The organism is Nostoc sp. NMS7 (assembly GCF_017115085.1).
Lineage (GTDB): Bacteria > Cyanobacteriota > Cyanobacteriia > Cyanobacteriales > Nostocaceae > Nostoc.
Window position 1 is genome coordinate 21,551 of record NZ_JABXKJ010000172.1, and the last position, 22,978, is coordinate 44,528.

The window sequence follows — 22,978 nt, forward strand, 5'->3', positions numbered from 1 at the left end:
ATCATGGCAATTTTAAAAACTGTTGAACCTAAATTCTTTCAAACTGAGATTCCTTACAAACCAATGGGTAAATATGTTCATTTCTTGACTATTCGCATTACTGAATCTTATCCACTATTCCAGACAGATGCAGAACTAAATAAAGCACGAGTAAGAGCAGGAGTTAAAGACAAAACCACAATTAGCCGTTTGTCAATGTTCAAGCGCAAACAGTCTACTCCAGAGCGTTTAGTTGGTCGGGAATTGCTGCGTAACTATGGATTAATCACTGCTGAAGAATGCGAATACAACGTGAATTTTGCAATGGATAATCCTGATTGCATCATTTACGGCTTTGCTATTGGTGACTCTGGCTCTGAAAAATCGAAAGTTGTAGTAGACACGGCATTTTCAATTACAGCTTTCGATGAATCACACGAAACATTCACCCTCAACGCTCCTTATGAAAATGGTACGATGGCTTCCAAGGGTGAAAATGGTTCTAAACCTGGTGAAGTTACCAGTCGAATTAATCAACAAGACCACATTAGACCGCAAGTTTTCTTTCCTAGTATTGTCACCTTGAAAGACCCCACTGAAGCTAGCTTCCTTTACGTTTTTAATAACATTCTCCGAACTCGTCATTATGGAGCGCAAACCACGCGTACAGGTCGTGTTAGAAATGAGTTAATTGGTGTTGTCTTTGCAGATGGAGAAATCACCAGTAACCTGCGTTGGACTCAGGCAATATATGATAAAATGAAATCTAATAATACTTTAAATGCTCCCGATCCGCTAGATGAAGATGATGTGATTACTGCTGCTAAGAATGCTATTGAGGCGTTAATGGCTGATGAGTTTATTGTTCACACAGATTTCATTGGTGATGCTTTTGTATCCATAATTAATGAAGTCAAAGCTTTAACAGGAAGTGAGAAAGGAATTCAGGCAATTTTACAAAAAGCTGATGCAGAAGCTAAAGATTATGCCAAGAAGCACATCAGCAAAAAGAAAACGGCTGCTAAGGCGGGGAAAGAGTAATGGCAATTATTTATCGCTGTCAAATAGAACTTCATGACAGTCTTTATTATGCAACTCGTGAAATTGGACGATTGTATGAAACAGAAGCCATAATTCACAATTATGCCCTCTGTTATGCACTGGGTTTAGTTGATAGCAAAATCTACTCTACTACCGTTGCAGAAGAACATTCCTATCGCTATTTTTGCCCCGAACAAGTGCCAAAATATCAGGAGCATTTAACGCCACTCAATCAACAGCAAATTTACGTAACTCCGGCGCGATCGCTCAATCATTCTTCCATCCTCAACACCTGGAAGTATGCTAACAACAACTACCACGTTGAAATGGAGAAAACACAGAAAAATATCCCTAGTTTTGGTAGAGCAAAAGAAATAGCAGCAGAAAGTAAATTTGAGTTTTTTGTCATTTCCCAAAAAGAACTCAAACTACCAAAGTGGATTCGCTTGGGTAAATGGATGAGCAAGGCTGAAGTAACGGTTGAACAATTACCGAAACCTAAAATTACTGAAGGTATATTCATTTGTACACATCCATTAAATCCTTTAGATGTGATGTTTACTAATCAAGTGATTAGCTATGACGTGGTAAATATGCCTCCAGTTAGCTTAATTCAAAATGTCCAAATGCGAGGTCAGTACTATCAATTTGAAGACATTAAAGAACTAAAACTTCCGGTTCGCATGGAATATCGTTTTAAGGGTTAATTACTTCCCGAAACCCGATTCAATTCCTCTCCCACCTCTCTTCCCTCCGCGTTCTCTGCGCCTCTGCGCTTCGTTTCCATATAAACCCTCTCCAACCCTGTGGCAAAATTTATTAGAGTCCCTTCTTTAGTTTGCCCCACATGACCGCAACCATTCCCAATCTCCCCAGTCTCTACGACCCCTTTTCCACTGAAGCCAAGTGGCAAAAATTCTGGGAAGACAACCAAGTTTATAAAGCTGACCCCAACAAAGGCGGTGAACCTTATTGCATCGTCATTCCACCCCCTAATGTCACCGGCAGCTTACACATGGGTCACGCTTTTGAAAGTGCGTTGATTGATACCCTCGTGCGCTACCACCGGATGCAGGGGCGCAATACCCTGTGGCTACCTGGAACTGACCACGCCAGCATTGCTGTGCATACTATGCTGGAAAGGCAACTCAAGACAGAGGGTAAGACTCGTTACGAGTTGGGGCGCGAGAAGTTCCTAGAACGCGCTTGGCAATGGAAGGCGGAGTCTGAGGGAACGATTCTGAATCAGCTACGACGTTTGGGTGTCTCGGTGGACTGGTCACGGGAAAGGTTTACTCTGGATGAGGGTTTATCTAAAGCTGTTGTCGAGGCGTTTACTCGCCTTTACGAGGAAGGTTTAATTTATCGTGGTGAATATTTAGTTAACTGGTGTCCAGCTTCCCAGTCGGCTGTGTCTGATGTTGAGGTGGAAAATCAAGAGGTTAATGGGAATCTTTGGCATTTCCACTATCCCCTCACCGATGGTTCCGGTTTTGTAGAGGTGGCGACAACTAGACCAGAAACTATGCTGGGCGATACGGCTGTAGCGGTTAATCCCAATGACGATCGCTACAAACATCTCATTGGCAAAACTTTAACTCTGCCCATTCTACACCGAGAAATTCCGATTATTGGCGATGAATTTGTTGACCCCACTTTCGGCACGGGTTGCGTGAAGGTGACTCCCGCCCATGACCCAAATGATTTTGACATGGGTAAGCGTCACAATCTGCCGTTGATTAATATTATGAATAAAGACGGCACTCTTAACGCCAATGCCGGGGACTTTCAAGGACAAGACCGCTTTGTTGCGAGAAAAAATGTGGTTTCTCGCCTAGAAACAGATGGCTTTTTGGTGAAGATAGAAGATTATAAGCATACCGTTCCCTACAGCGATCGCGGTAAAGTACCGATTGAACCTCTCCTCTCAACGCAGTGGTTTGTCAAAATTCGCCCCCTAGCTGACAACACTCTCGAATTCCTCGACCAGCAAAATTCTCCAGGGTTTGTCCCCCAACGCTGGACTAAGGTCTATCGTGATTGGCTAGTAAAACTCAATGATTGGTGTATCTCTCGCCAATTATGGTGGGGACACCAAATTCCGGCTTGGTATGCTGTCAGTGAAACGGATGGGCAAATTACCGATAACACCCCGTTTGTGGTGGCGAAATCCGAAACTGAAGCTTGGGAAAAAGCTAAAGTACAATTTGGGGAAAATGTCAAATTAGAACAAGACCCAGATGTGTTAGATACTTGGTTTTCTTCTGGACTCTGGCCATTTTCGACTTTGGGCTGGCCAGAACAAACTCAGGATTTAGCAACTTATTACCCGACTACGACTTTAGTAACAGGCTTTGATATCATCTTTTTCTGGGTAGCCAGAATGACCATGATGGCTGGGCATTTTACGGGGCAAATGCCTTTCCAAACGGTTTACATTCACGGTTTGGTGCTGGATGAAAAAGGTCAGAAGATGTCTAAGACCAAAGGTAATGGTATTGACCCGTTGTTATTAATTGACAAATATGGTACTGATGCCCTGCGGTATACCCTAATTCGGGAAGTGGCGGGGGCTGGTCAAGATATGAGATTGGAGTACGATCGCAAAAAGGATGAATCAGCATCGGTGGAGGCATCCCGCAACTTTACTAACAAGTTGTGGAATGCAGCCCGGTTTGTGATGATGAATTTGGATGGACAAACGCCGCAACAATTGGGGAACCCAGTAGCTAGAGAATTGAGCGATCGCTGGATTCTCTCGCGCTATCATCAAGTTGTCAAACAAACCACCAATTACATCGATAATTACGGTTTAGGGGAAGCAGCAAAGGGATTGTACGAATTCATTTGGGGTGATTTCTGCGATCAGTATATTGAACTGGTGAAATCTCGCCTTCAGCCAGATGCAGAACCGGCATCGCGGCGGGTAGCACAACAAAGCCTTGGCTATGTGCTGGAAGGAATTTTAAAATTACTTCATCCCTTCATGCCTCATATTACCGAGGAAATTTGGCAAACTCTCACCCAACAACCAGTAGATTCACCGCAAACTTTACCATTACAAATCTATCCCCAGGTGGATGCAAACCTAATTGATGCAGCTTTGGAAGAACAGTTTGAATTGCTGATTGGCACTATCCGCACAATTCGGAATTTGCGTGCGGAAGCGGATATTAAACCAGGCGTAAAAGTGATAGCGAATTTGCAAACTGAAAGCCAGAAGGAGCGAGAAATTCTCACTGCTGGACAGGATTACATTAAAGATTTGGCGAAAGTTGAGACTTTAACCATTACTGACAAGCAAAAAAGCGAAACTGTTGCTGCGAAAAAACCTCAGAGGGGTTTGAAGACAATTGGCTTAATTATTGTGGCGATAGTCTTTGGTAGATTGGGTTTAGCTGTAGGAAATGACATTGATCACACTCCCATCGTCGGAACTTTCTTTGAAATAGTTGGTTTTGGTTACACAGCTTGGTTTGTTAGCCAAAATTTACTAACTGCTGAAGCTAGACAAAGATTATGGAGAGGTTTTTTCTCGCAGAGAGAATTAGAACAACCACAAGAATCAGAAAATGCGATCGCTGGTGTGATTGGTACAATACAAGTGCTAATTCCTCTGAGCGGCGTAGTGGATATTGAAGCTGTGCGTGCCAAACTAGAGAAAAGCTTGAGTAAAGCTGAAGCAGAAGTTCAATCCCTGAGTACCAGATTAAACAATCCTAGTTTTGTGGATAGAGCTAGAACAGACGTGGTACAGGGAGCGCGGGACGCTTTAGCCGAAGCACAGAAGCAAGTAGAAATTTTGCGCGATCGCCTTCAGGCGTTGTCGTAGGCATCCCCTACATCGCTTAGGATAACTGTAATGGGTTAATAGGAGTGTCAATAATTCCCAATTACCCATTACCAATTAATACCAATTTGAAAAATGATTGAGACACATGGAAACCTGAAACGCTTATCCAATGGATGTTTCACAATCTAAAATCTAAAATCTAAAATCTAAAATGGTATAACAAGATCCAAATTTGTCTCCCCTTCTCTACGAGACGCTGCGCGATGGGAGAAGAGGAGCAATTTTCCCAGACTGCGTAGGCTGGCGGCGATCTGAACTTCGGTGATTATGAATTGGAGCGAACCGACCCTCATGCTATATCTAGCCCAGGTGCGTAAAAACGATTTTTTAGACCAGCACCAGTTACGCTTGTTAGCGCGTCAAGAAGCTGATAACTTGTGGGCGATAATTCCCGAAGAAGCTTTCATTCTGCTAGGAAAGGGAAAGATCATGAGTGAAAACTTGCTTATTTTAGTCGAACTTTCCCCTACAGGCGACATTGAAAGAATAGAAGATGCCACCAACTGGGTACTTCATTTAGTACAAAACTACCTGACTATCGGTATTAGCCCGGAATTTTTGCAGCAGGAAGCCGAGCGAGCCGAACATTGGCGACAATCCCTGACGTTGCAAAATCAAGACTTAGCGCGACGTTCCTTAGAATTGGAAGCGCGTCGTGAACAAATTCAAGCCTTAGAAGAAAGCCTCAAGTTGCAAAATCAAGACTTAGTGCGACGTTCCTTAGAATTGGAAGCGCGTTGTGAACAAATTCAAGCCTTAGAAGAAAGCCTCAAACGTGAGAAAAATGGTTATCCCCAAGAAGAAAGTTAAACTGAACATACTTTGTTAAAATCGTGGTGAAATAAAAATTTCGTCTTTAGCTGTTAATTGTTGTTGATTTTACACCTAATAATATTATGTATATTAGCGAGAAGGCACGTTTAATATCTTCCATACTATCTTCTTTAACTATTTCAGACTTACAATCGTTGAAAGAAAAAATTTATTCTATTATTAGAAAACAAAATTTAACCGATATTAAAGAAAATATAAAAGAAGAAAATTTGTATATTGATCATCTTAAAACTATTGCTTCTAGTGATGATACGAATGTTTTTAATTATCATCAGTTAACTAGTTTTGAGAATAAAATAACTACTCAAAAAACTATTCCTAAAACCTTACGGAGTACTGAATCGAATGTAGTTAGTTCACCTGTATTCACTTGTGAAATTGGTGAACTAAAAAAAATTCCTTCTACTCAAAAGTCTTGTAGAAGTTTAGGTATTTGGAAAAGGCAGGTAGAAATATCAGAGGATTTCTATAAAACATCAAGTGAGATACTTTCGGAATTTGGTATAGAAGAATAATGGAATTCTTGCTTGATACCTGTGCTTTAATATGGTCACTTGAAGATTAACCCTTGTCTTTTACCTGAAGCTCGTGAGCAAATTTCAGATTCTTCAAATCAAAGTGTTTGTTAGTGCTGTTAGTGTTTGGGAAATAGAAATAAAAAGAAAAAAAGGACAGCTTAAAACTCCAGAGAATTTATTACAAGCTATTATTGATACTCAGTTTAGTTTTTTATCAATAACAGAACACCACGCTGTTAAAGCAGCATCACTACCTAAACATCATAAAGACCCTTTTGATAGACTTTTAATAGCACAAGCGATCTTAGAAAAGATGGTTATAATTACTTCCGATACTCAATTCCTAAAATATGGAGTAGCAGTTTTATTTGCTACAAAATAATTAAAAAGATTGTAATGCTATGCCAACAAAGTATTAGAGGATGTAGAAACCTCTAGCGATCGCAAAGCCAGCTAGAGGTACTTCATCTCATAACTTTTACTACGATGCCAATAATTGCCGAATTAACCTAGCTACAGCCTTTTGCGTGAAGCGGTTGGCAATTTGTTGACCTAAACGTTGCACATCTGAATTTACCAATAACTGGGCAATTTTAGGCGCAAGTTCCACTGGGTCAAAGCCTTTTGTTTCTTGGAGAATACCTAATATACGTTTGATATGCTCCAAGGTTTGTTGTTGCTCACCTGTCGCCGATGGAGTTTCATTAACTGTTCTCAATCCTACCCGTTCCCGCAACAAGGAGGTAAAGTTATGCAAAACATTTTTACCTAAAGCATCGAGTCCGTTAACAGATTCATCTACTAACTTGTCACGAATGAAAGCGCCGCGTTCAGATGCCAGAAATTCTATTCCCTGATTCAGCACTAAATTAAAGTCGTAATCTTGACTATTACGCGCATTTCGTAACAAGTTTTCTAAGCGATTCCAGCGAAATCTGCCATCTTTAAATAGCAAATCTTGCAATGATGCTCTTAATTGCGGTGCTGGATCAGTTAACAGGCGTTTAGAAACGTAAGGATAAGCTTCACTGAGAACTTTAAAGGTGGGATCTATAAATATTGCAATACCTTCGAGCGTCACCAAGGAGCGAATAATTAAAGCGTAGTAGGGCGGTACGCGGAAAGGATATTCATACATCAAAGCCGATAGTTCATCGGTGATGCTTTTAATATTCAGATCGGCAACACTGGCTCCTTGGGCATCAGCAAAGACTCTCGCAAAAGCTGGGATAATTGGGGTTAAATCGGTTTCTGGTGATAAGAAATCTAACTTAACGTAGTCTTTTGCTAATCCTTCAAAGTCGCGGTTGACGACATGGACGATCGCTTCAATCAAACCATAACGCTGTAGTGGCTTAATCTCGCTCATCATCCCAAAGTCGAGATAAGCTAATTTGCCATCTGGTGTTGCTAATAAATTACCAGGGTGGGGATCGGCGTGGAAAAATCCATGTTCTAACAACTGGCGTAGGGAACACTGCACACCCACTTCAATTAGGTAACGAGCATCTATACCTTGGGCGCTAATTTCTTCTGTCTGAGTTAATTTGGTGCCGTTAATCCACTCCATCGTCAAGACGCGACGATTGGTATATTCCCAGTAAATTTTCGGTACATATATGTCTTTTATATGACCGTATAGCTGGAAAAATCGCTCGGCATTTTCGCCTTCGTGGATGTAGTCCATCTCTTCAAAAATGCGATCGCCTAATTCATCCAGAATCCCAACTAAATCACTTCTTACCCGCTTAACTTTTTTCTGCACCCAACCAGCCAGCTTACGCAAGATATACAAGTCAATGGTGATTCCCTCTCTTAAGTCGGGGCGTTGGATTTTAACGGCAACTTCTTCACCAGTTTTTAGCTTACCTTTATAGACTTGCCCCAATGAAGCCGCAGCAATTGGCTGGGCTGAGAGTTCGGCGTAAACCTCTTGGGGAGGTGCGCCTAGTTCTTCTTTGATAAACTGGTAAGCAATTTCGTTGGCAAAAGGCGGTAATTGGTCTTGTAACTTAGTTAATTCTTCTAGGTATACCGGAGGAACCAGATCGGGTCTGGTGGACAAAGCTTGTCCAATTTTGATGTAAGCAGGCCCCAGTTTGGTCAGCAATACTCGTAGCTGAGTGGCTCGGCGGCGGTCATTTTTGACGACAATTCCCCGTTTACTATCCGACCACAACCCAAAAGCAAAGGATAGACTCGGCCTTAACACCGCGAAAATCCGCCTGATAACTTGTAGGGGTCTGTTTTGGTAATGCGCCGCTATGCTCACGGGATCGTAAAGCCTTTCAGGTTGGGCTGTTGTCCTCAGCTTTTGGGCGGGCGATATCTGCGCCACAACCAAGCTTTGTGTACCATTTTCTTCTGGCACTATATCAATAACGTCCAGTTCACCTCGGCGATTTGTGCCGTTGCGACTGTCCTCCTGAATCGATTGGGAACTAGGGGGAAGTGTCTTAACAATCATGAAGAAGGCCACCGGTCAGAACGATCACGTTAAGTATTGTAACAATATGTTGAGGGATTGGGCATAAGTATTATTATTCTCTGCCTACCTCCCCTGCTCCTCTAGCTCTTAAAAGTCTTCAGTACCAATAGGTCTGCTACACTTAAATGGGCATACTAGTTCAATAGTAGTAGCTATTGCTAGTTGCGGAAAGATCATACTTATTGTCCTGTAAATTGGAAGTATTTGGCATCTGCCCTCATGGAGAATTTGGCTTGATGTTGCTTTGTCTGCGAATTGAAAACTTTGCCCTAATTGACCAACTGGAATTGGAATTTGGCGCGGGACTAAATGTGTTGACAGGTGAAACCGGCGCGGGAAAATCGATTATCTTGGATGCCATTGATGCTGCTTTGGGTGGTAAAGTCTCCAGTCGAGTCATTCGCACGGGGACAAGTCGGGCGATGGTAGAAGCGACTTTCACCTCAAACGCTCCCCTCGCGGCTTGGTTGACTGAACAAGAAATAGATTTGCTTGATGAAAATTCCGTAGTTATTAGTCGAGAAATCACAGCCAGCACTAGTAATATCCGCAGCCGATCGCGGGTGAATGGCGTGTTGGTAAATCGGCAAATTATGGGAGGAATGCGCGATCGCTTGGTGGAAATCACAGCCCAAGGTCAAACTGTACAAGTGGGACAATCTGCCCAAGTCCGCGACTGGTTAGATTTATATGGCGGCGACTCTCTAATGCAGCAGCGCCATAAAGTCGCCACCAGCTTTGGTACTTACCAACAGGCGCATTTAGCATTAGAAAAACGCCGGACATCAGAACGGGAACGGTTACAACAACTCGACTTGCTTACCTATCAAGTGCAAGAATTGGGAGCAGCCAATCTCAGCGAAGCTAATGAATTAGAACAGTTAGGACAAGAACGGGAACGCCTAAATCATGTCGTCGATTTACAACAGATGAGTTACAAAGTTTATCAGGCTTTGTATCAAAACGATAATGAAACCCCAGCCGCCGCAGATTTATTGGGAAATAGTGAGGCGACATTAAATGACATGGTGGAGTATGATATCCAACTCCAACCCCTGTTGGAATTAGTTAGGGACGCGCAAGCGGCGGTAATGGAAGTGGGAAGGCAGATTAATGCCTATGGTGATGGTTTGGAAGCCGATCCGCATCGGTTAGAAGAGGTGGAAGAACGGATTCAGGAATTAAAGCAAATTTGTCGTAAGTATGGGCCGACACTTACAGAAGCGATCGCTTATTACGAACGTATCCAAGGGGAATTAGCCCAACTTAACGACGGCGAACAATCTATTGAAAACTTGGAACAGCAAGAAAAGGCGTGTTTTGAAAAACTCACCCAAGCAACTAATCAGTTAACTGAACTGCGGAGTAAGGCTGCTGCTAATTTAGAATCACGTTTGATCGCTCAACTCAAGCCCCTAGCGATGGAAAAGGTGAAGTTTCTGGTTGAGATAGTACCTACTTCCCCAACTGCGATGGGAGCAGATAAAATTACCTTTATGTTTAGTTCCAACCCTGGAGAACCACTGCAACCTTTAACGGAAGTTGCCTCTGGCGGGGAAATGAGCCGCTTTTTACTGGCGCTGAAAGCTTGTTTTTCTCAGGTTGATGTGGCTGGAACAATGGTTTTTGATGAAATTGATGTCGGGGTTTCGGGAAGAGTCGCCCAAGCGATCGCAGAAAAGTTACACCACCTGAGTCAACGCAACCAAGTATTATGTGTTACTCACCAACCTTTAGTTGCGGCCATGGCTGATCGGCATTTCCGCGTAGATAAGCAAACTATTAATCAAGGTAAAGGTAAAAAAGCCAACAATGACAACGCCGAACAGCGTACCGTTGTCAGAGTTACTACCTTAGATAATTTAACCACACGCCGGGAAGAATTAGCGCAGTTAGCTGGTGGTAAATCTGCAAGTGATGCGATCGCCTTTGCGGAATCTCTGTTATTGCAAGCTGCTAATCATCGTCGCGGGCAGCAAATTTGACAATGACATTGTGTAATTAATTTTGCGATCGCAGTATGTTGAATATCTAACTCCTGCTTGCCGGCTCAACCATTTTTTGAGTCTGCGGTTTGGGATTTTTCCCTTTGTAGCGATACCACCACATAATAAAGCCTGTAATAGACAGAGTTGATAGTCCCAGTCCGACAAACACATACAGAATCCGTGTTGGTAGACCCCCAAACGTGCCGTAGTGCATTGGTGCAAATGCATCGAGAAAACGGTCAGCCCCTGATGATTTCAGAGCATTTTTTAGTTGCACTACTTTACCTGTATACTGGTCAAGATAAACGTTTCCAGTACAGATTCTATGGGAAGGCGCTGTTCTTGGGGAATCACCTGTCCAAACTGTTGACTGATCAGGAATTGGTTGATTTCCTTTTCAAATACCAGCAGACTTCCAGTAAAGCCAATGATAATCACCACCAGTCCAACGACTAAGCCGATATAACGGTGTAAGTAAAATGTTAGATTGGTATTTGTTTGGATTTCATGGTGAATGCCCGTCTGTCCGTTATCTTCCTAGCTTGTAAAAGATGGCAGCATCGGTACACAGATAACTCGGCGACTGAAAGATGTTTGCCAAATCTCCCTGGCGATCGCATCAAGTCAGATTGCATCAATACTAAGGAACAGGACAGTGCTAGTAAATCTGCAAGTTATGCGATCGCCTTTGCGGAATCTCTGTGATTACAGGCTGCTAATCATCGCCAAAAAATTAAAAATTAAACATAAATCTATACTGATGATGTTTCTAGTAATGACTGACCGAGATAACCTCCTTCAGCTTTGACACCAGGTAAAGCAAAGAAATATCCACCACCAATCGGGCGAATGTACTCCTCCAAAGGTTCCCCAATTAAGCGATTTTGCACCGTCACAAAGCCCTTTTCTAAATCAGCCTGAAAACAGACAAACAACAAACCCATATCTAACTGTCCAGCTTTGTCAAACCCGCGTGAATAATTGAAACCACGCCGCAGAATCAAACTCGACTCTGATTTGCGGGGATTAGCAAGGCGGATATGAGCATCTAGGCGGATTTTTTGACCCTTGGGGTCTTGAGCATAATTGGGAATATCTTTCTCGTGATTCATCCCCAAGGGTGCGCCAGAGTCCTTATCGCGTCCAATAATTGTCTCTTGTTCCTGTAGTGGTGTCCGATCCCAGCGTTCCACTAAGTTGCGGATCACCCGCACCACTTGATAGCTTCCCCCGACTGTCCAAGCTGGTTCGCTGCTATTTGGCTGTACCCAGACAATCCGGTTCATCAATTTTTCATCGCTAGCATCTAGATTTGCTGTCCCATCTTTAAAACCAAGCAGGTTACGCACCGTAGTTTTACCTTGTTTTTTGTGGGTATTCGGCGGCAGAAACCCTGCTATTTGCCAACGCAAAGTTATCAAGTCAGGCAAGTTCTTAATAATGTCACGTAAAGCGTGGAGATTCGATTCTTCAGTATTCGCACAGAATTGCAACAGTATATCCCCATGACATAAATCTGGGTCAAGCTGGTCATTGGGAAAACCTGGCATAGTATCTAACCGCTTGGGTTTCAAGTTGCCAAGTCCAAAGCGGTTATCGAACAGTGAGTTACCCACAGCTAGGGTGATTGTCAAGTTATTGGGAACCACTACAGGCCCAAGAATCCCCGAATCATTGGGGGGAAATTTCGGGTCGCGCGACTTGGGTGTTCCCCCTGCCATGAGAAACTGGATGCGCTCAGTTAAAGTTTTGAACAACCGCACTAAATCTGCTTTATTGGCAGCAGTTGTATCAAATGCAACCATCAGTCCAGAGGCAGGAGTAGGGGTAAGAATACCTGCTTGGTGAAGTCCAAAGAACGGCACCATCTCTTCAGATGGGTCAAGAGGTGTTCCTAGAAGAGTCTGATAAGCCAAACTGGTCAAAGCTGCTACACCACCTGCTGCGGCCATACCGATGAGCAAGTCACGACGGCTGATCTGGGGAGTAATGCGTAAATTTGGTTGCTTTGTATTTGTAATAGACATAGTTTCCTCCTCTAGGAATGATTAACTCATCCCCCGGCTTCAAGCCGGGGGATTTCGAGTCATTAGTCATTAGTACCAATGACTAATGACTAATGACTAAATCGGCGGGCGGCTATCCCGGACACCCCTCTTGTTGGGATGGGATTCCCGCCGATTTTCGTTGATAAATTACTCAACTCCCAAAGTGCCGCGCAGCTGAGATAAATCTTCAGCAAGAGATGCGATCGCTGTTTTCATCTCTTTCTTGTCTGCTTCACTCACCTTGTCATAGGTAGCAAAACCACCATCAGGGGTTTTGTATTTAGCAAGTTTTTGGTCAACTTTGGTGAAATTTGCATCCACACGCCCCAGTAGTTCGGGGTTGGCTTTTTGGATGACGGGGCGCAATAACTCCACAATCTTTTGGGAACCATCGACATTAGCGCTGAAGTCCCAGAGGTCAGTATGACTGTAACGGTCTTCTTCTCCAGAAATCTTGGTTTTACCCACTTCTTCAATCAAGTCAGCAGCACCGCCAACCATCTTTTTCGGTTCAATGGTCAAGGTGGCAATACGCTTTTGTAAATCTAGTCCATCTTTCTGTAGCTTTTCGGCATAGGGTTTCATGCCTTTTGTAGTTTTGTCCTGGAATAAAGCTTTTTCTAGGCGATGGTATCCGGTGAATTGTGGGTCAGCCTCTTTTTTGGCAAAGTCATCAGCACGGGAATCCATGCTTTTGTCGAGGTCGGAGAACAATTCAGCTACCGGTTCTGTGCGTTCATAGTGAAGATGGGCAGATGCATAGGTTTTTTGAGCCTTGGGAAGGTCGCCAGCAATCACGGCATCTGTCAATATCTTGGTTTTAGTAACCAGTTGGTCAATTTCTTTAGTGATGTAGACTTTATATTCTGCGATCGCACCGACTAATTGACCTTGATCTACAGTCCCTTTGGCTTGAGAATCTCCAACTCCCGCTTTCACTGTGAGTTTCCCTTTGGGATTGCTGCGTAAACCGCAAGCCATGTCATAGTCACCCGGTTGGAGATTGGTTTTGAGTTTTTGAACGAAGCCAGGAGCAATATTTTCCTTTTCTTCAACGACTTTCACCCCGGACAAAATCTCCCACTCCACAGGTTTGCTGCTTTTGTTGGTCAGTACAAAGTTGTTTTGTCCAGATGTTACTGTCAGCTGATTCGGTTCGCAACCTTTATCTGTCACACTCAAAGCAGTTTCTGTAGGATTGTTAGCAGAGGTATCACTGGCTACTTTTGCTTCTGGAGTATTACTCGCGGCAGTATCGCTTGATTTGTTTGATTCACAGGCAGCTACTGTCAAGGCAATTAGACAGATAATTGTTGAATACTTTAAAACATTTTTCATTGTTGTATTTTCCTAAAAATTATGGAAGTAGCTAATAATGCCTTGCTGTAGTCTTCTGTGCCGTGTTATCCCCTAAGAAGAACAGCGACATCGTAGGAATTAAATAGCCAAAATAGGCGATCGCTTCGCTGACAGTCGGGGCATCGTTATATCCAAAAAATCCTGCTAAAAGTGAACCGAGAAACCCGTTATTGGGAAGTACCCCGCTAGCATCGAATACCACTGTTTGCAGTAAATTCCACACTCCGGCTTCGTGAAAAGCTCTCACCCCACTTGCTAAAAGTCCAGCCGCAACCAGGATAATGAAGGCTCCTGTCCATTTAAAAAATCGCTTCAAGTTGATGCGAATACCACCCTGATAGATGCCTACACCGACGGCTAGTGCGGCTGCATATCCAAATAATGCCCCCACAGGAGCTTGAATTCCCAAATTTTGCTGAAACGTAGCCAGCAGAAACACTACTGTTTCCAGACCTTCCCGCAGTACTGCAAAGAATGACATCCAAACGAGTGCTGTACCCCATTTATCGCCCGACTGAATCGCAGTTTCAATTTGAGACTGTAACTCGCCTTTCAGAGAACGAGCCGCACGGCGCATCCAAAAAACCATCCAGGTGAGAACCCCAACGGCAACGAGGGAAATTACCGCTTCAAATAGTTCTTGTTGTTTCTGGGGAAACTCCTGACTAGTTATTTGCAAAATAATGCCAGCAGCTAGACAAATCAAAGTTGCTAGTGCGATGCCAATCCAAACTGACTTCATCAAATGGGTACGACCAGTTTGCTTGAGATAACTGGCAATGATCCCCACGACAAGTGCAGCTTCAACGCCCTCTCGGAACATGATCAAGAAGGGAAAAAGCATGGATAACCTTATTAGTTATAATTACTATCAAATCATCATGAGAATAATAACCTACTTGAGAACATTTGTATATAACTGCGAGTTAAAAATCTAGGTTGATGAAGTTTTTGTGATTCCGATGCATTGGCATAACCAGTCGATGCATTGGCATAACCAGCCGATGCAATGGCATTGCGGCTTAAAGGACTTCCAAATAAAAAAATATTCAACTACTTCTTGTGGGGTGGGCAACACGCAAGAAATATCAAATATGTATCAGGTGAAAAACCACATCTTTCGTAGGGGTTTAGCATGGCTTTTCCCCTACAGCATCGTCTATTTACGACCAAAGGATAATTAAGAAAAGCCAACAAGAGTCGGAAACCCGACGCCAGTTCCTTCAACGGGGGGAACCCCCACAACGGACTGGCTCCCCAATCCACTGGCTTGACTTTGCGCTAAATCCCCATTACAAAACTGTACCCTTCTCTACGAGACGCTGCGCGAACGGCGTAGCTCAGGGCATCGCTTCCGACTTCCGACTTGTTTAATACTCTTGCAAAGCCCCTAACTTGCGAATTCCTGGCCAAATCATCGCCGTAGCAATCACTACTAAAATTGTGCCAATTCCACCACCTACAACTGAAATCACTGGGCCAAACAAGGCAGCAGTCAAGCCTGACTCAAAGCCCCCCAACTCATTGGAAGCACTAATAAACACGCTATTAATAGCAGCAACGCGACCACGTAAATGATCTGGTGTTCTGATTTGAACTAATGTATGACGAATCACGACGCTAATACTATCTAGTGCGCCACCAAGAATCAGCATTAACATAGACAGCCAAAACGAACGAGAAAGCCCAAAGATAATTGTCACAACGCCAAAGCCAACCACTGACCACAATAAGGCTGGGCCAGCTTTGCGTAACGGTGGTAAATACACCAAGGTAATCGCCATAGTTAAAGCACCGATGGAGTGGGCTGCTTGTAGGTATCCCAACTCCACTGGCCCCACATGTAAAATATCTTTGGCAAAGATGGGAAGGAGCGCGATCGCACCACCTAACAAGACAGCAAACATATCCAATGTAATCGCGGCTAAAATTAACTGATTCTGCCAAACAAATTTAGCACCAGCTGACAGGGCTTTGAGTGAGATTGGCTCGGTTGAGCGAATCGCTTTTTGCTCTTTGATCGGCAGGGTTAAAATAAAACACACTAACGCAGCGAGCGCAGCTAGCATATATACGCCTGTAGCGCTTCCCAACAGTGCAATCCCGAATCCTCCGAAGGCTGGGCCGATGACTGCGGCTAACTGAAAGCTACTACTATTCCAGGTGGCTGCATTCGTAAAAGCACTGACAGGTATCAACTGCCACATGAAGGCATCACTGGCAGGTCTGAGAAATGCCCTAGCAATACCTGTTAATACCAAGCAGGCGTAAATCAGAAAAACTGCACCTTTAGTATAGGAAAGTACACCCAAAGCCAGGGAGCAGAGAGCTAGCAACATTACCGACAGTAAGATGATCAGTTTGCGATCGCGGCGATCGGCCACATGTCCGACAATTAAGGTGAGAGCAATCATCGGCAAAACTTGCGCCAGCCCCACGCCACCTAAAGCGATCGCTGAGTCAGTCCGCTCATAAAGTTCCCAGCCGATGGCTACAGTTTGCATTTGCGACCCTACGAACAGCACCAGCCGTCCAATGGCAAATAGCCGATAGTCTCGAAACTTCAGGGCTGCAAAGGGATCGTGCTGTGCAACCTCAGAGTTATGGGGATTTGAGTTCTGTTTTCTCGAAGACATTTTTTAGTAGAGTTAAGCCTTCTTCAATGTTGGAAATTTCCTCTTCTGTAAGACCTTTCAGCAGATCGGTAATATGAGCGCGAGTTTGATCTTGGGATTGCTTGAGATGGTGTCTTCCCTCTTCAGTTAGATTGAGCAACACCCGCCGCCGCTCTTGAGGATGATCGCAGCGTTTGACAAAATCGCGTTGGACTAAGCGTTCTATAGTTGCTGATGTCGTGGCACAGGTGACACCTAAATGTTCTGCTAGCTCAGATAATGAAGCCCCAGGATTGCGGTTGAGAAATGCTAGCGATCGCAACTGAGGTATAGATAAAAAAGCAGCGCTATGGGCACGCATATCCGCTCGGATAAACCGCATCACTAATGGAACTGTGTCCATTACCCTAGCGGCACATTCTTCGGAAGTTGCACCTTTAGTAGGTTTATCCAAGGTCATGGGCTTGTTGTTCTCCTAATTACATCGCCATCTATGGATAAAGTCGTCGAACCATGATGATTAAGATTATTAACCTTAATAAGAGAATTGTACAATCCAGACCAAAGCCATAGATGCTAATACAACACGGCGTAAATAAACCACCGATTCCAAATCAATCAACCGCTTACGCTGTATTCATTTTGAATTTTGAATTCCGCCTTGCGGATTACATCGCTACCCGTGGATAAAGTCGTCCACCGATGATCGTCAAGACTGTTACTGCTAATGAGAGAATTGCTAAATCCCAACCAAAGCCATAGACGCTGATTCCATCTACTAGCATGGTGCTGCGTAAGGCATCAACTTCATAAGTTAAGGGATTCAAGTGGGAAACAAACTTTAACCAGTTGGGCATCATTGCGATCGGATAAATAGCATTGCTGGCAAAAAATAACGGCATGGTTAACATTTGTCCAATTCCGGTCATCCGCTCTCTAGTTTTTGCTAAACAGCCAATAATTAATGAAAAAAGACAAAAGCAAGCCGCCCCTAGCATGACTATTAGTAGTACTTGCAGAAAAGCTAAAGGATGGAGATTTAATTTTACACCTAAGAAAAAAGCCAATACATAAATTACTGCTACCTGGGATAAGCACCTGACCCCACATGCTAAAGCTTTGCCCAAGACCATTGCTATACGAGGTGTAGGACTAGCAAGAAATTTATGTACAATCCCTAAATCTCGCTCCCAAATTAGTGTCATTCCACCGGTGAAAATCGCCACATTCAACACGCTTTGAGCGAGAATGCCAGCAGCCATAAAGTCTAAATATGGTAAGTTCCCTGTATGAATTTCGTGAAGTTTGGAGAACACTTGCCCAAAAATCAGCAACCATAATGACGGTTGCACTGATCTAACTACTAAATCAGTGGGATCGTGGCGGAGTTTACGCACTTCCAATTCTGCGATCGCTAAAGTTTTCGTAACTAGCTCTTTAATTGCAGAGATGATATTTCCTCGGTGAGTAGCTGGGGCTTTAACCCAACCGTTGAGCAGTACGTCTGGTTCTTGCTGTGTCACGGTAGTTCACTCCTGATGTTAACTGGTCGCCTGTATAGTGAATAAAGACATCATCCAAAGTTGCGTTTGGTTTATCTAAAGAAGCTTTTAAGTCGCTTGGTGCGCCTGTAATTACGACTTCACCTTGTTGCATAATCGCCACTCGGTTACATAAGCTATCTGCTTCTTCTAAAAAGTGGGTTGTTAAAAATATAGTTGTGCCGTAATCAGCACAGAGTTGTTCCACAAGCTGCCATACTTGAGTTCGAGCGATCGGATCTAGTCCGACAGTCGGCTCATCAAGAAACAAAATTTGGGGTTGATGCAGCACTGAGACGCCAATTTCCAGCTTGCGGATCATCCCACCAGAGTAGTTTCGTACCAAGCGCTTCGCCGCATCTTGCAAACCCATGTACTCTAGAATCTCATAGATCCGGCGATCGCGTCCTTTGGCAGGTATTCCATACAGCTTGGCAAAAATTAAAAGATTTTCGTAACCCGTAAGACTACCATCAGCAGAGAGCGCCTGGGGTACATAGCCGATCGCCCGTCTCACAGGATTAGATTCACGAGTCACATCATAGCCAGCTAAGGTTGCTGTTCCTGCACTCGGAGGCAGTAAAGTTGTCAACATCTTAATAACTGTACTTTTCCCTGCCCCATTCGGCCCAAGCAGCCCAAAGACTTCGCCTTGTTCCACAGATATGCTCAGGTTATTAACAGCCGTTAACTTCCCAAAACGGCGTGTGAGTCCCTGAGTTTCCAAAATCAGCGCTCTTGGTTCGCTAGGAGGTTCTAACCGATTTATTTTTCCCGTCAGTATTGTCACAAGTTTGATGCACTTCCAATAATTAGCTTAACTAACTATTAGTCTCTCAATATACTTGTCTGAAGTCAATAGACTTGTTACAAAAATCCGAATCAGAGTAAAAGGAAACTCAGTAGAATGGCGGCGAAGTTATTGATCGGCGAAGTCTCACTGACAAATTAACCGCAAACACTTGCTAGGATAATAGGTGTTGCTGAATCAAGGGATGATTCTTGTGGGGTGGGCATCTTGCCTGCCCCAAAATACAAGGGACGGGCAAGATGCCCATCCCACAAAACTAGCAAAATCATCCCGCAAATATGCAACGCCGGATAATAAATAGGTGAAAAATTTTCAGAATGCCTACTGCTGCTTAGTTAGGAAGTCTACGTTGCATTTAATTTTCATCAACAAGCTGCAAAACCCTCTTGTATAAAGGTTCCGCCACCCAAAATCCTGCTTGGTTAATCAGAGCATCTAACAAAGGTTTCACAGCAGAAATCAGCCTTTAACTTTTAGCTTCAACCAAGATCCCTAAAATTCCTGTGTAAGCAAGATTTAGCCTAGCTGCAATCATGCGACCACGACGTTCATCAATCAAAACTTGATCTGCTTTCATTTCCAGCGCTAGAGCGATGGCTTCAGCTTCACCAATATCCAATTCATTGCTGAGTGCTTCAACCAATATACGATCTTCAACTGGACGAGTTTGAATCCAGATAAAAGTTTGGACTTCAATTGCACCTGCAACTGAAAAGTTGGGATCAGTCAGTTCTCGGTAGACAGCTTCAGGAATTAGGACTGTTCCGTAAAGCTGTTGTAGTAAATGAAGATGGTTAATGGCGGCGAGGTTATTAATGGGTGAAGTATCACTGACAATGATCACAGTCTACCCATCGCCCGCAAGTTTTCTATATCTTGGTCAAAATCCTCGACCCCATAATGCACTGAAATTTGACGACTTGCAAGTAGATGCTGAAACGCTATACGATTCATGCCTGCAAATCGGCTGGCTTGAGCAAGGGTTAACTTTTCTTTTTGAAAGAGCATCACTGCAATTTCCTGCTTCATTTCGCCTTCAGTCATCCGAGTTGCGGTTAATATTTCATTAGGAATGACGACGTTCATAATTATAATCCTCTCTATCACTACTATTCTAAGCAGCTTGGCGATCGCCAAGTGATAATCAGGTAAATAAACCGAACCGTATCCTTTTTATAAATCTTGCTCATGTCATAATGTAAGGCTTTGTTCTGGTTTGGGAACCCTAAGAATAATACTTGAGTACTGAATACGGTTTATATGACAATAAAGGATGTTCTTGCAGATTTCGAGGGAGATGATTTCGTCACTCCCAGAATTATTCGCGCTACTCGCAGTTTTAATGGTCAAGGTATTTCACTTTATTACTATATTTATGGTAAAGATTCTGATGGGCTTGTTGCTGGTCTAAAACTAGACTTCTTTAAAGAAGTTCGCTTTACTAACTTTAAGAAACCTCATGCAACAGAGAAATATAAACCTTATTTTGATAAATTTATTTATGGATGGTCTTGTAGCCACGATGATGTGTTGCAATGTTTTGCATCATCGAATTCAGTAGCAAAAGTGCAATTAGACAAGATGGCTAGACATTGGGAAATTCCTGTAGAGCGATTTATCAATACCTTATTACTTGCATATATGTTGTTGTGGGATGCTGAGGATGATGGCTGGCTTGATGGATCTGATTGGGCCGGCGGAGATTTCAGGGGTTCTTTGCCTTCAGCAAAGCGATGAGTTGAGTGTTCTAGCTTATATGCTGCCGCTAACTTTTGCTGTTAGCTGTCTCATCATGGTTTGAAGCACTGCACCAGGATATAGAGGAAAGAGCGATCGCTCATAACCTATAATTAATAGGCTGTTTAAAATGGTCAATGTCACGAGGATTTTAAAAATGGACGTTGAAAAACTTAGTGATAAAACAATAGAAGTCTCAGACATTACAGGTTGGAATAAAAATGGACAAAAACTTCTAGTATCAAAAATTAGATCCAGAGACATTCAAGAAGATATTAAATCCAAAGTACAAGAAATTCTCAAGTTCGAGCATGAACATAATAAAGTCATAGTTCCTTATGCTATGACTGCTACCCCTGAAAATATTATTTTTTTTAAATGGGATGGGGAAAATCTAGAGACTCTCTACACTTTCCCAACTCACGAAGTTATGTCTGAATACGATTCAAAATTTCCAAACAAGAGGATTTCTGAGTCTTATCTAGAAATATTAGTTGAGAGTTGGTTAAGAGATTTAGCATATAACTGGAAAACAGATAATCCTCCTAAATTACAAGAGTTAAAACAAATAGATTTTCTACAAAAGCTGGGAGATGCAGCATAAGGGTAGAAAAACTAGTGACTACACTTTATCTTGAAACTAACTTTTTCATTGGTTTCGCTAACAACCAAGATCAAGATTGTGATATTTTAATTTATTCTCAAACAAATGAGCAAATATCGCAAATTACAATTGTGATTCCTGCAATTTGTTGTATGGAATCTGTTTCTGTTCTAGAAGATGAACGCAGAAGAAGACATAGTTTTACAGAAAGGTTAGAGAGAGAAAGAAACGAACTGAAAGGAAATATTAATTCAGAATTTTATAGGGAAATTTTGCGTTCTCTTCAAACCGCAAAAATTCATAACGAAGCAATGACTAATGATCTTGAAAATCGCCTTTTTGAAGTTTTGAAATGGGCTGCTAATAATGTAGAATTAATAAATTTAGAATCATCTATACTCATTACCAGCCTTAATCAACAACTTATTCCTGATCCGACAGATAACTTAATTCTACATTGTATTCTTGCTCATGCCAAAACATCTTCAGATGATCATAAAGTTTTATTAAGTGGAAATTCTAAAGACTTTGGTACAAAAGAGATTAAACAAATATTGGGTGCAGCAGGAATAAAAAAATATGTTGCAAGTACGCGAGACTTTTTAGGGTGGTTGCAGTCAATTTAATTATTAGAGTAGAGTGCGATAGGAGACATCCAAGGGACGTAGTGGGGTATAGCCCATTACGAATTACCAATTATTTAAACCTTTGTTCCATGTGCATAGATAAAATAGTTATCTGTCACCTTCACCTCAGCCTGAAAACCTGTTTTATTTAGCTGCTCTTGAAGTTCATCCGGCTGATAAAAAATTTTGACAATCTGAAATTCTTGACCATCATTTAACTTCCGGCTTTTATATATGTTTCCGTCATCTTTAAGGATATGATTGTTAGCCGTAGATGTCGGTTCAAAGCGAGAGTCAATGATAAATACTTGTCCACCAACGCGAACAGATTGATAGACTTTCGTCAAAAATGAATCAAGTAATTTTGGCGGCACATGAGAGAGCCAAAAGGCAAAGAAAACTAAATCATATTCAATGTTAGGTTGCCATGTAAATAAATCCATAAGGTGATATTCAACACTCAGGGAATTTAACTTCGAGCGATTAATTGCAATCACTTCTTGGGAGGCATCGATCGCAGTAATTTTTTTCCCGATACTTAAAAGCTCTTGCGTCCAGATGCCTGTTCCACATGCTAACTCTAAAATATCATCCACCACGCCAATTTGGTGTAATGTACTTTTAATCACACCTACTTCATTAAACCAGTGCTGGTTGTTTTCGATACCGCGATCGTAGCGTCCTTTCCTATAGAACCACTGATCATATTCGTTGGCTCTAGCGCGATAGTATTCAATCTGTTGTTGAAGAATATTATCTGTCATCGTGTGCATTCTCAGTTGATTGAGCTTAGATTTGACGTTGTTATAACTTTTAGCGATAATTTTTTCTTCAGCGAATAGACTTGCATTTCAGCTGGAATTATATGATATTTTTATTTTTATTTACTTTTGACTATTTGGCTAATATTTGCCGATTTGATGAAGATGCATACTG

Annotated in this window: 25 protein-coding genes and 1 pseudogene; 11 read left to right on the plus strand and 15 right to left on the minus strand. The window is 42.6% G+C overall.

Features of this window, described 5'->3' with window-relative positions; genetic code table 11:
* Positions 1 to 3: 3 nt before the first annotated feature.
* The 6 genes and pseudogenes from cas7d (at position 4) to HWQ38_RS18675 (ending at position 6,607) form a co-directional block, all read left to right on the plus strand.
* The gene (cas7d, locus tag HWQ38_RS18650; RefSeq protein WP_292796248.1) at positions 4 to 1,020 is read left to right on the plus strand and encodes a type I-D CRISPR-associated protein Cas7/Csc2; all 1,017 of its coding nucleotides are present in this window, start codon (positions 4 to 6) and stop codon (positions 1,018 to 1,020) included.
* Positions 1,020 to 1,727, plus strand: a complete 708-nt coding sequence (gene cas5d / locus HWQ38_RS18655; RefSeq protein WP_292796250.1) for a type I-D CRISPR-associated protein Cas5/Csc1 — start codon at positions 1,020 to 1,022, stop codon at positions 1,725 to 1,727. Before cas7d ends, cas5d begins: the two co-directional genes overlap by 1 nt.
* Positions 1,728 to 1,867: 140 nt before the next feature.
* Positions 1,868 to 4,852: a valine--tRNA ligase gene (locus tag HWQ38_RS18660; protein ID WP_292796251.1), complete on the plus strand. Its 2,985-nt coding sequence runs from the start codon at positions 1,868 to 1,870 to the stop codon at positions 4,850 to 4,852.
* A 312-nt stretch (positions 4,853 to 5,164) separates the two neighbouring features.
* Positions 5,165 to 5,563 (plus strand): annotated as a pseudogene (locus tag HWQ38_RS18665) (hypothetical protein); the annotation flags it as partial.
* A gap of 206 nt (positions 5,564 to 5,769) precedes the next feature.
* A complete protein-coding gene (locus tag HWQ38_RS18670) occupies positions 5,770 to 6,222 on the plus strand; it encodes a hypothetical protein (RefSeq protein ID WP_292796253.1) in 453 nt (150 codons plus the stop codon).
* Positions 6,223 to 6,295: 73 nt separating this feature from the next.
* The gene (locus tag HWQ38_RS18675) at positions 6,296 to 6,607 is read left to right on the plus strand and encodes a type II toxin-antitoxin system VapC family toxin (protein ID WP_292796255.1); all 312 of its coding nucleotides are present in this window, start codon (positions 6,296 to 6,298) and stop codon (positions 6,605 to 6,607) included.
* Positions 6,608 to 6,706: 99 nt separating this feature from the next.
* Here the strand turns inward: HWQ38_RS18675 and HWQ38_RS18680 are convergent, their stop codons facing one another.
* The gene (locus HWQ38_RS18680) at positions 6,707 to 8,692 is read right to left on the minus strand and encodes an AarF/ABC1/UbiB kinase family protein (protein WP_292796258.1); all 1,986 of its coding nucleotides are present in this window, start codon (positions 8,690 to 8,692) and stop codon (positions 6,707 to 6,709) included.
* A gap of 257 nt (positions 8,693 to 8,949) precedes the next feature.
* Here HWQ38_RS18680 and recN point away from each other — a divergent pair, with 257 nt between their 5' ends.
* Positions 8,950 to 10,698: a DNA repair protein RecN gene (gene recN, locus HWQ38_RS18685; RefSeq protein ID WP_292796429.1), complete on the plus strand. Its 1,749-nt coding sequence runs from the start codon at positions 8,950 to 8,952 to the stop codon at positions 10,696 to 10,698.
* Positions 10,699 to 10,744: 46 nt separating this feature from the next.
* Here recN and HWQ38_RS18690 read toward each other — a convergent pair whose 3' ends face one another.
* Both HWQ38_RS18690 and HWQ38_RS18695 read right to left on the minus strand, forming a co-directional pair.
* The gene (locus HWQ38_RS18690; protein ID WP_292796260.1) at positions 10,745 to 10,978 is read right to left on the minus strand and encodes a PepSY domain-containing protein; all 234 of its coding nucleotides are present in this window, start codon (positions 10,976 to 10,978) and stop codon (positions 10,745 to 10,747) included.
* On the minus strand, positions 10,978 to 11,217 hold the full coding sequence (locus HWQ38_RS18695; RefSeq protein ID WP_335238126.1) for a PepSY-associated TM helix domain-containing protein: 240 nt from the start codon (positions 11,215 to 11,217) through the stop codon (positions 10,978 to 10,980). The genes HWQ38_RS18690 and HWQ38_RS18695 overlap by 1 nt, the downstream gene beginning before the upstream one ends.
* Between HWQ38_RS18695 and HWQ38_RS18700 the strand changes: the two genes are divergently transcribed.
* Positions 11,209 to 11,406 carry a hypothetical protein gene (locus HWQ38_RS18700; protein ID WP_292796262.1) on the plus strand — a complete coding sequence of 66 codons (198 nt, stop codon included), beginning with the start codon at positions 11,209 to 11,211 and terminating at the stop codon, positions 11,404 to 11,406. The two genes, HWQ38_RS18695 and HWQ38_RS18700, sit on opposite strands and share 9 nt — an antisense overlap.
* Positions 11,407 to 11,453: 47 nt before the next feature.
* Here HWQ38_RS18700 and efeB read toward each other — a convergent pair whose 3' ends face one another.
* From efeB to HWQ38_RS18750, 10 genes are all read right to left on the minus strand, one after another.
* Complete coding sequence (efeB, locus tag HWQ38_RS18705) at positions 11,454 to 12,728, minus strand: iron uptake transporter deferrochelatase/peroxidase subunit (RefSeq protein WP_292796264.1); 1,275 nt, start codon at positions 12,726 to 12,728, stop codon at positions 11,454 to 11,456.
* 168 nt (positions 12,729 to 12,896) lie between these two features.
* The gene (gene efeO / locus HWQ38_RS18710) at positions 12,897 to 14,087 is read right to left on the minus strand and encodes an iron uptake system protein EfeO (RefSeq protein ID WP_292796266.1); all 1,191 of its coding nucleotides are present in this window, start codon (positions 14,085 to 14,087) and stop codon (positions 12,897 to 12,899) included.
* Between the two features lie 31 nt (positions 14,088 to 14,118).
* Positions 14,119 to 14,952 carry an iron uptake transporter permease EfeU gene (efeU, locus tag HWQ38_RS18715; protein WP_292796268.1) on the minus strand — a complete coding sequence of 278 codons (834 nt, stop codon included), beginning with the start codon at positions 14,950 to 14,952 and terminating at the stop codon, positions 14,119 to 14,121.
* 526 nt (positions 14,953 to 15,478) lie between these two features.
* A complete protein-coding gene (locus tag HWQ38_RS18720) occupies positions 15,479 to 16,744 on the minus strand; it encodes an MFS transporter (RefSeq protein WP_292796270.1) in 1,266 nt (421 codons plus the stop codon).
* Positions 16,710 to 17,183 (minus strand): MarR family transcriptional regulator, encoded by a 474-nt coding sequence (locus HWQ38_RS18725; RefSeq protein WP_292796272.1) that lies wholly within the window; start codon positions 17,181 to 17,183, stop codon positions 16,710 to 16,712. Before HWQ38_RS18725 ends, HWQ38_RS18720 begins: the two co-directional genes overlap by 35 nt.
* Positions 17,184 to 17,391: 208 nt before the next feature.
* Positions 17,392 to 18,246, minus strand: coding sequence for an ABC transporter permease (locus HWQ38_RS18730; protein ID WP_292796275.1), 855 nt, complete (start codon positions 18,244 to 18,246; stop codon positions 17,392 to 17,394).
* Positions 18,203 to 19,054 (minus strand): ATP-binding cassette domain-containing protein, encoded by an 852-nt coding sequence (locus tag HWQ38_RS18735; protein WP_292796277.1) that lies wholly within the window; start codon positions 19,052 to 19,054, stop codon positions 18,203 to 18,205. The genes HWQ38_RS18730 and HWQ38_RS18735 overlap by 44 nt, the downstream gene beginning before the upstream one ends.
* A gap of 376 nt (positions 19,055 to 19,430) precedes the next feature.
* The gene (locus HWQ38_RS18740; RefSeq protein ID WP_335238127.1) at positions 19,431 to 19,538 is read right to left on the minus strand and encodes a DUF3368 domain-containing protein; all 108 of its coding nucleotides are present in this window, start codon (positions 19,536 to 19,538) and stop codon (positions 19,431 to 19,433) included.
* Positions 19,539 to 19,541: 3 nt separating this feature from the next.
* Complete coding sequence (locus HWQ38_RS18745) at positions 19,542 to 19,919, minus strand: DUF3368 domain-containing protein (protein ID WP_292796279.1); 378 nt, start codon at positions 19,917 to 19,919, stop codon at positions 19,542 to 19,544.
* Entirely contained in the window at positions 19,916 to 20,161 is a 246-nt protein-coding gene (locus HWQ38_RS18750; RefSeq protein WP_163928872.1) for a UPF0175 family protein, read from the minus strand. Before HWQ38_RS18750 ends, HWQ38_RS18745 begins: the two co-directional genes overlap by 4 nt.
* Positions 20,162 to 20,335: 174 nt before the next feature.
* Here HWQ38_RS18750 and HWQ38_RS18755 point away from each other — a divergent pair, with 174 nt between their 5' ends.
* The gene (locus tag HWQ38_RS18755) at positions 20,336 to 20,812 is read left to right on the plus strand and encodes a hypothetical protein (protein ID WP_292796283.1); all 477 of its coding nucleotides are present in this window, start codon (positions 20,336 to 20,338) and stop codon (positions 20,810 to 20,812) included.
* A gap of 15 nt (positions 20,813 to 20,827) precedes the next feature.
* Here the strand turns inward: HWQ38_RS18755 and HWQ38_RS18760 are convergent, their stop codons facing one another.
* Positions 20,828 to 20,956 (minus strand): hypothetical protein, encoded by a 129-nt coding sequence (locus tag HWQ38_RS18760; RefSeq protein ID WP_292796285.1) that lies wholly within the window; start codon positions 20,954 to 20,956, stop codon positions 20,828 to 20,830.
* A gap of 13 nt (positions 20,957 to 20,969) precedes the next feature.
* Here HWQ38_RS18760 and HWQ38_RS18765 point away from each other — a divergent pair, with 13 nt between their 5' ends.
* Positions 20,970 to 21,416: a hypothetical protein gene (locus HWQ38_RS18765; RefSeq protein WP_292796288.1), complete on the plus strand. Its 447-nt coding sequence runs from the start codon at positions 20,970 to 20,972 to the stop codon at positions 21,414 to 21,416.
* Between the two features lie 14 nt (positions 21,417 to 21,430).
* Positions 21,431 to 22,042, plus strand: a complete 612-nt coding sequence (locus tag HWQ38_RS18770) for a PIN domain-containing protein (RefSeq protein WP_292796289.1) — start codon at positions 21,431 to 21,433, stop codon at positions 22,040 to 22,042.
* 74 nt (positions 22,043 to 22,116) lie between these two features.
* Here HWQ38_RS18770 and HWQ38_RS18775 read toward each other — a convergent pair whose 3' ends face one another.
* Positions 22,117 to 22,806: a class I SAM-dependent methyltransferase gene (locus tag HWQ38_RS18775; RefSeq protein ID WP_292796291.1), complete on the minus strand. Its 690-nt coding sequence runs from the start codon at positions 22,804 to 22,806 to the stop codon at positions 22,117 to 22,119.
* Between the last annotated feature and the right edge of the window lie 172 nt (positions 22,807 to 22,978).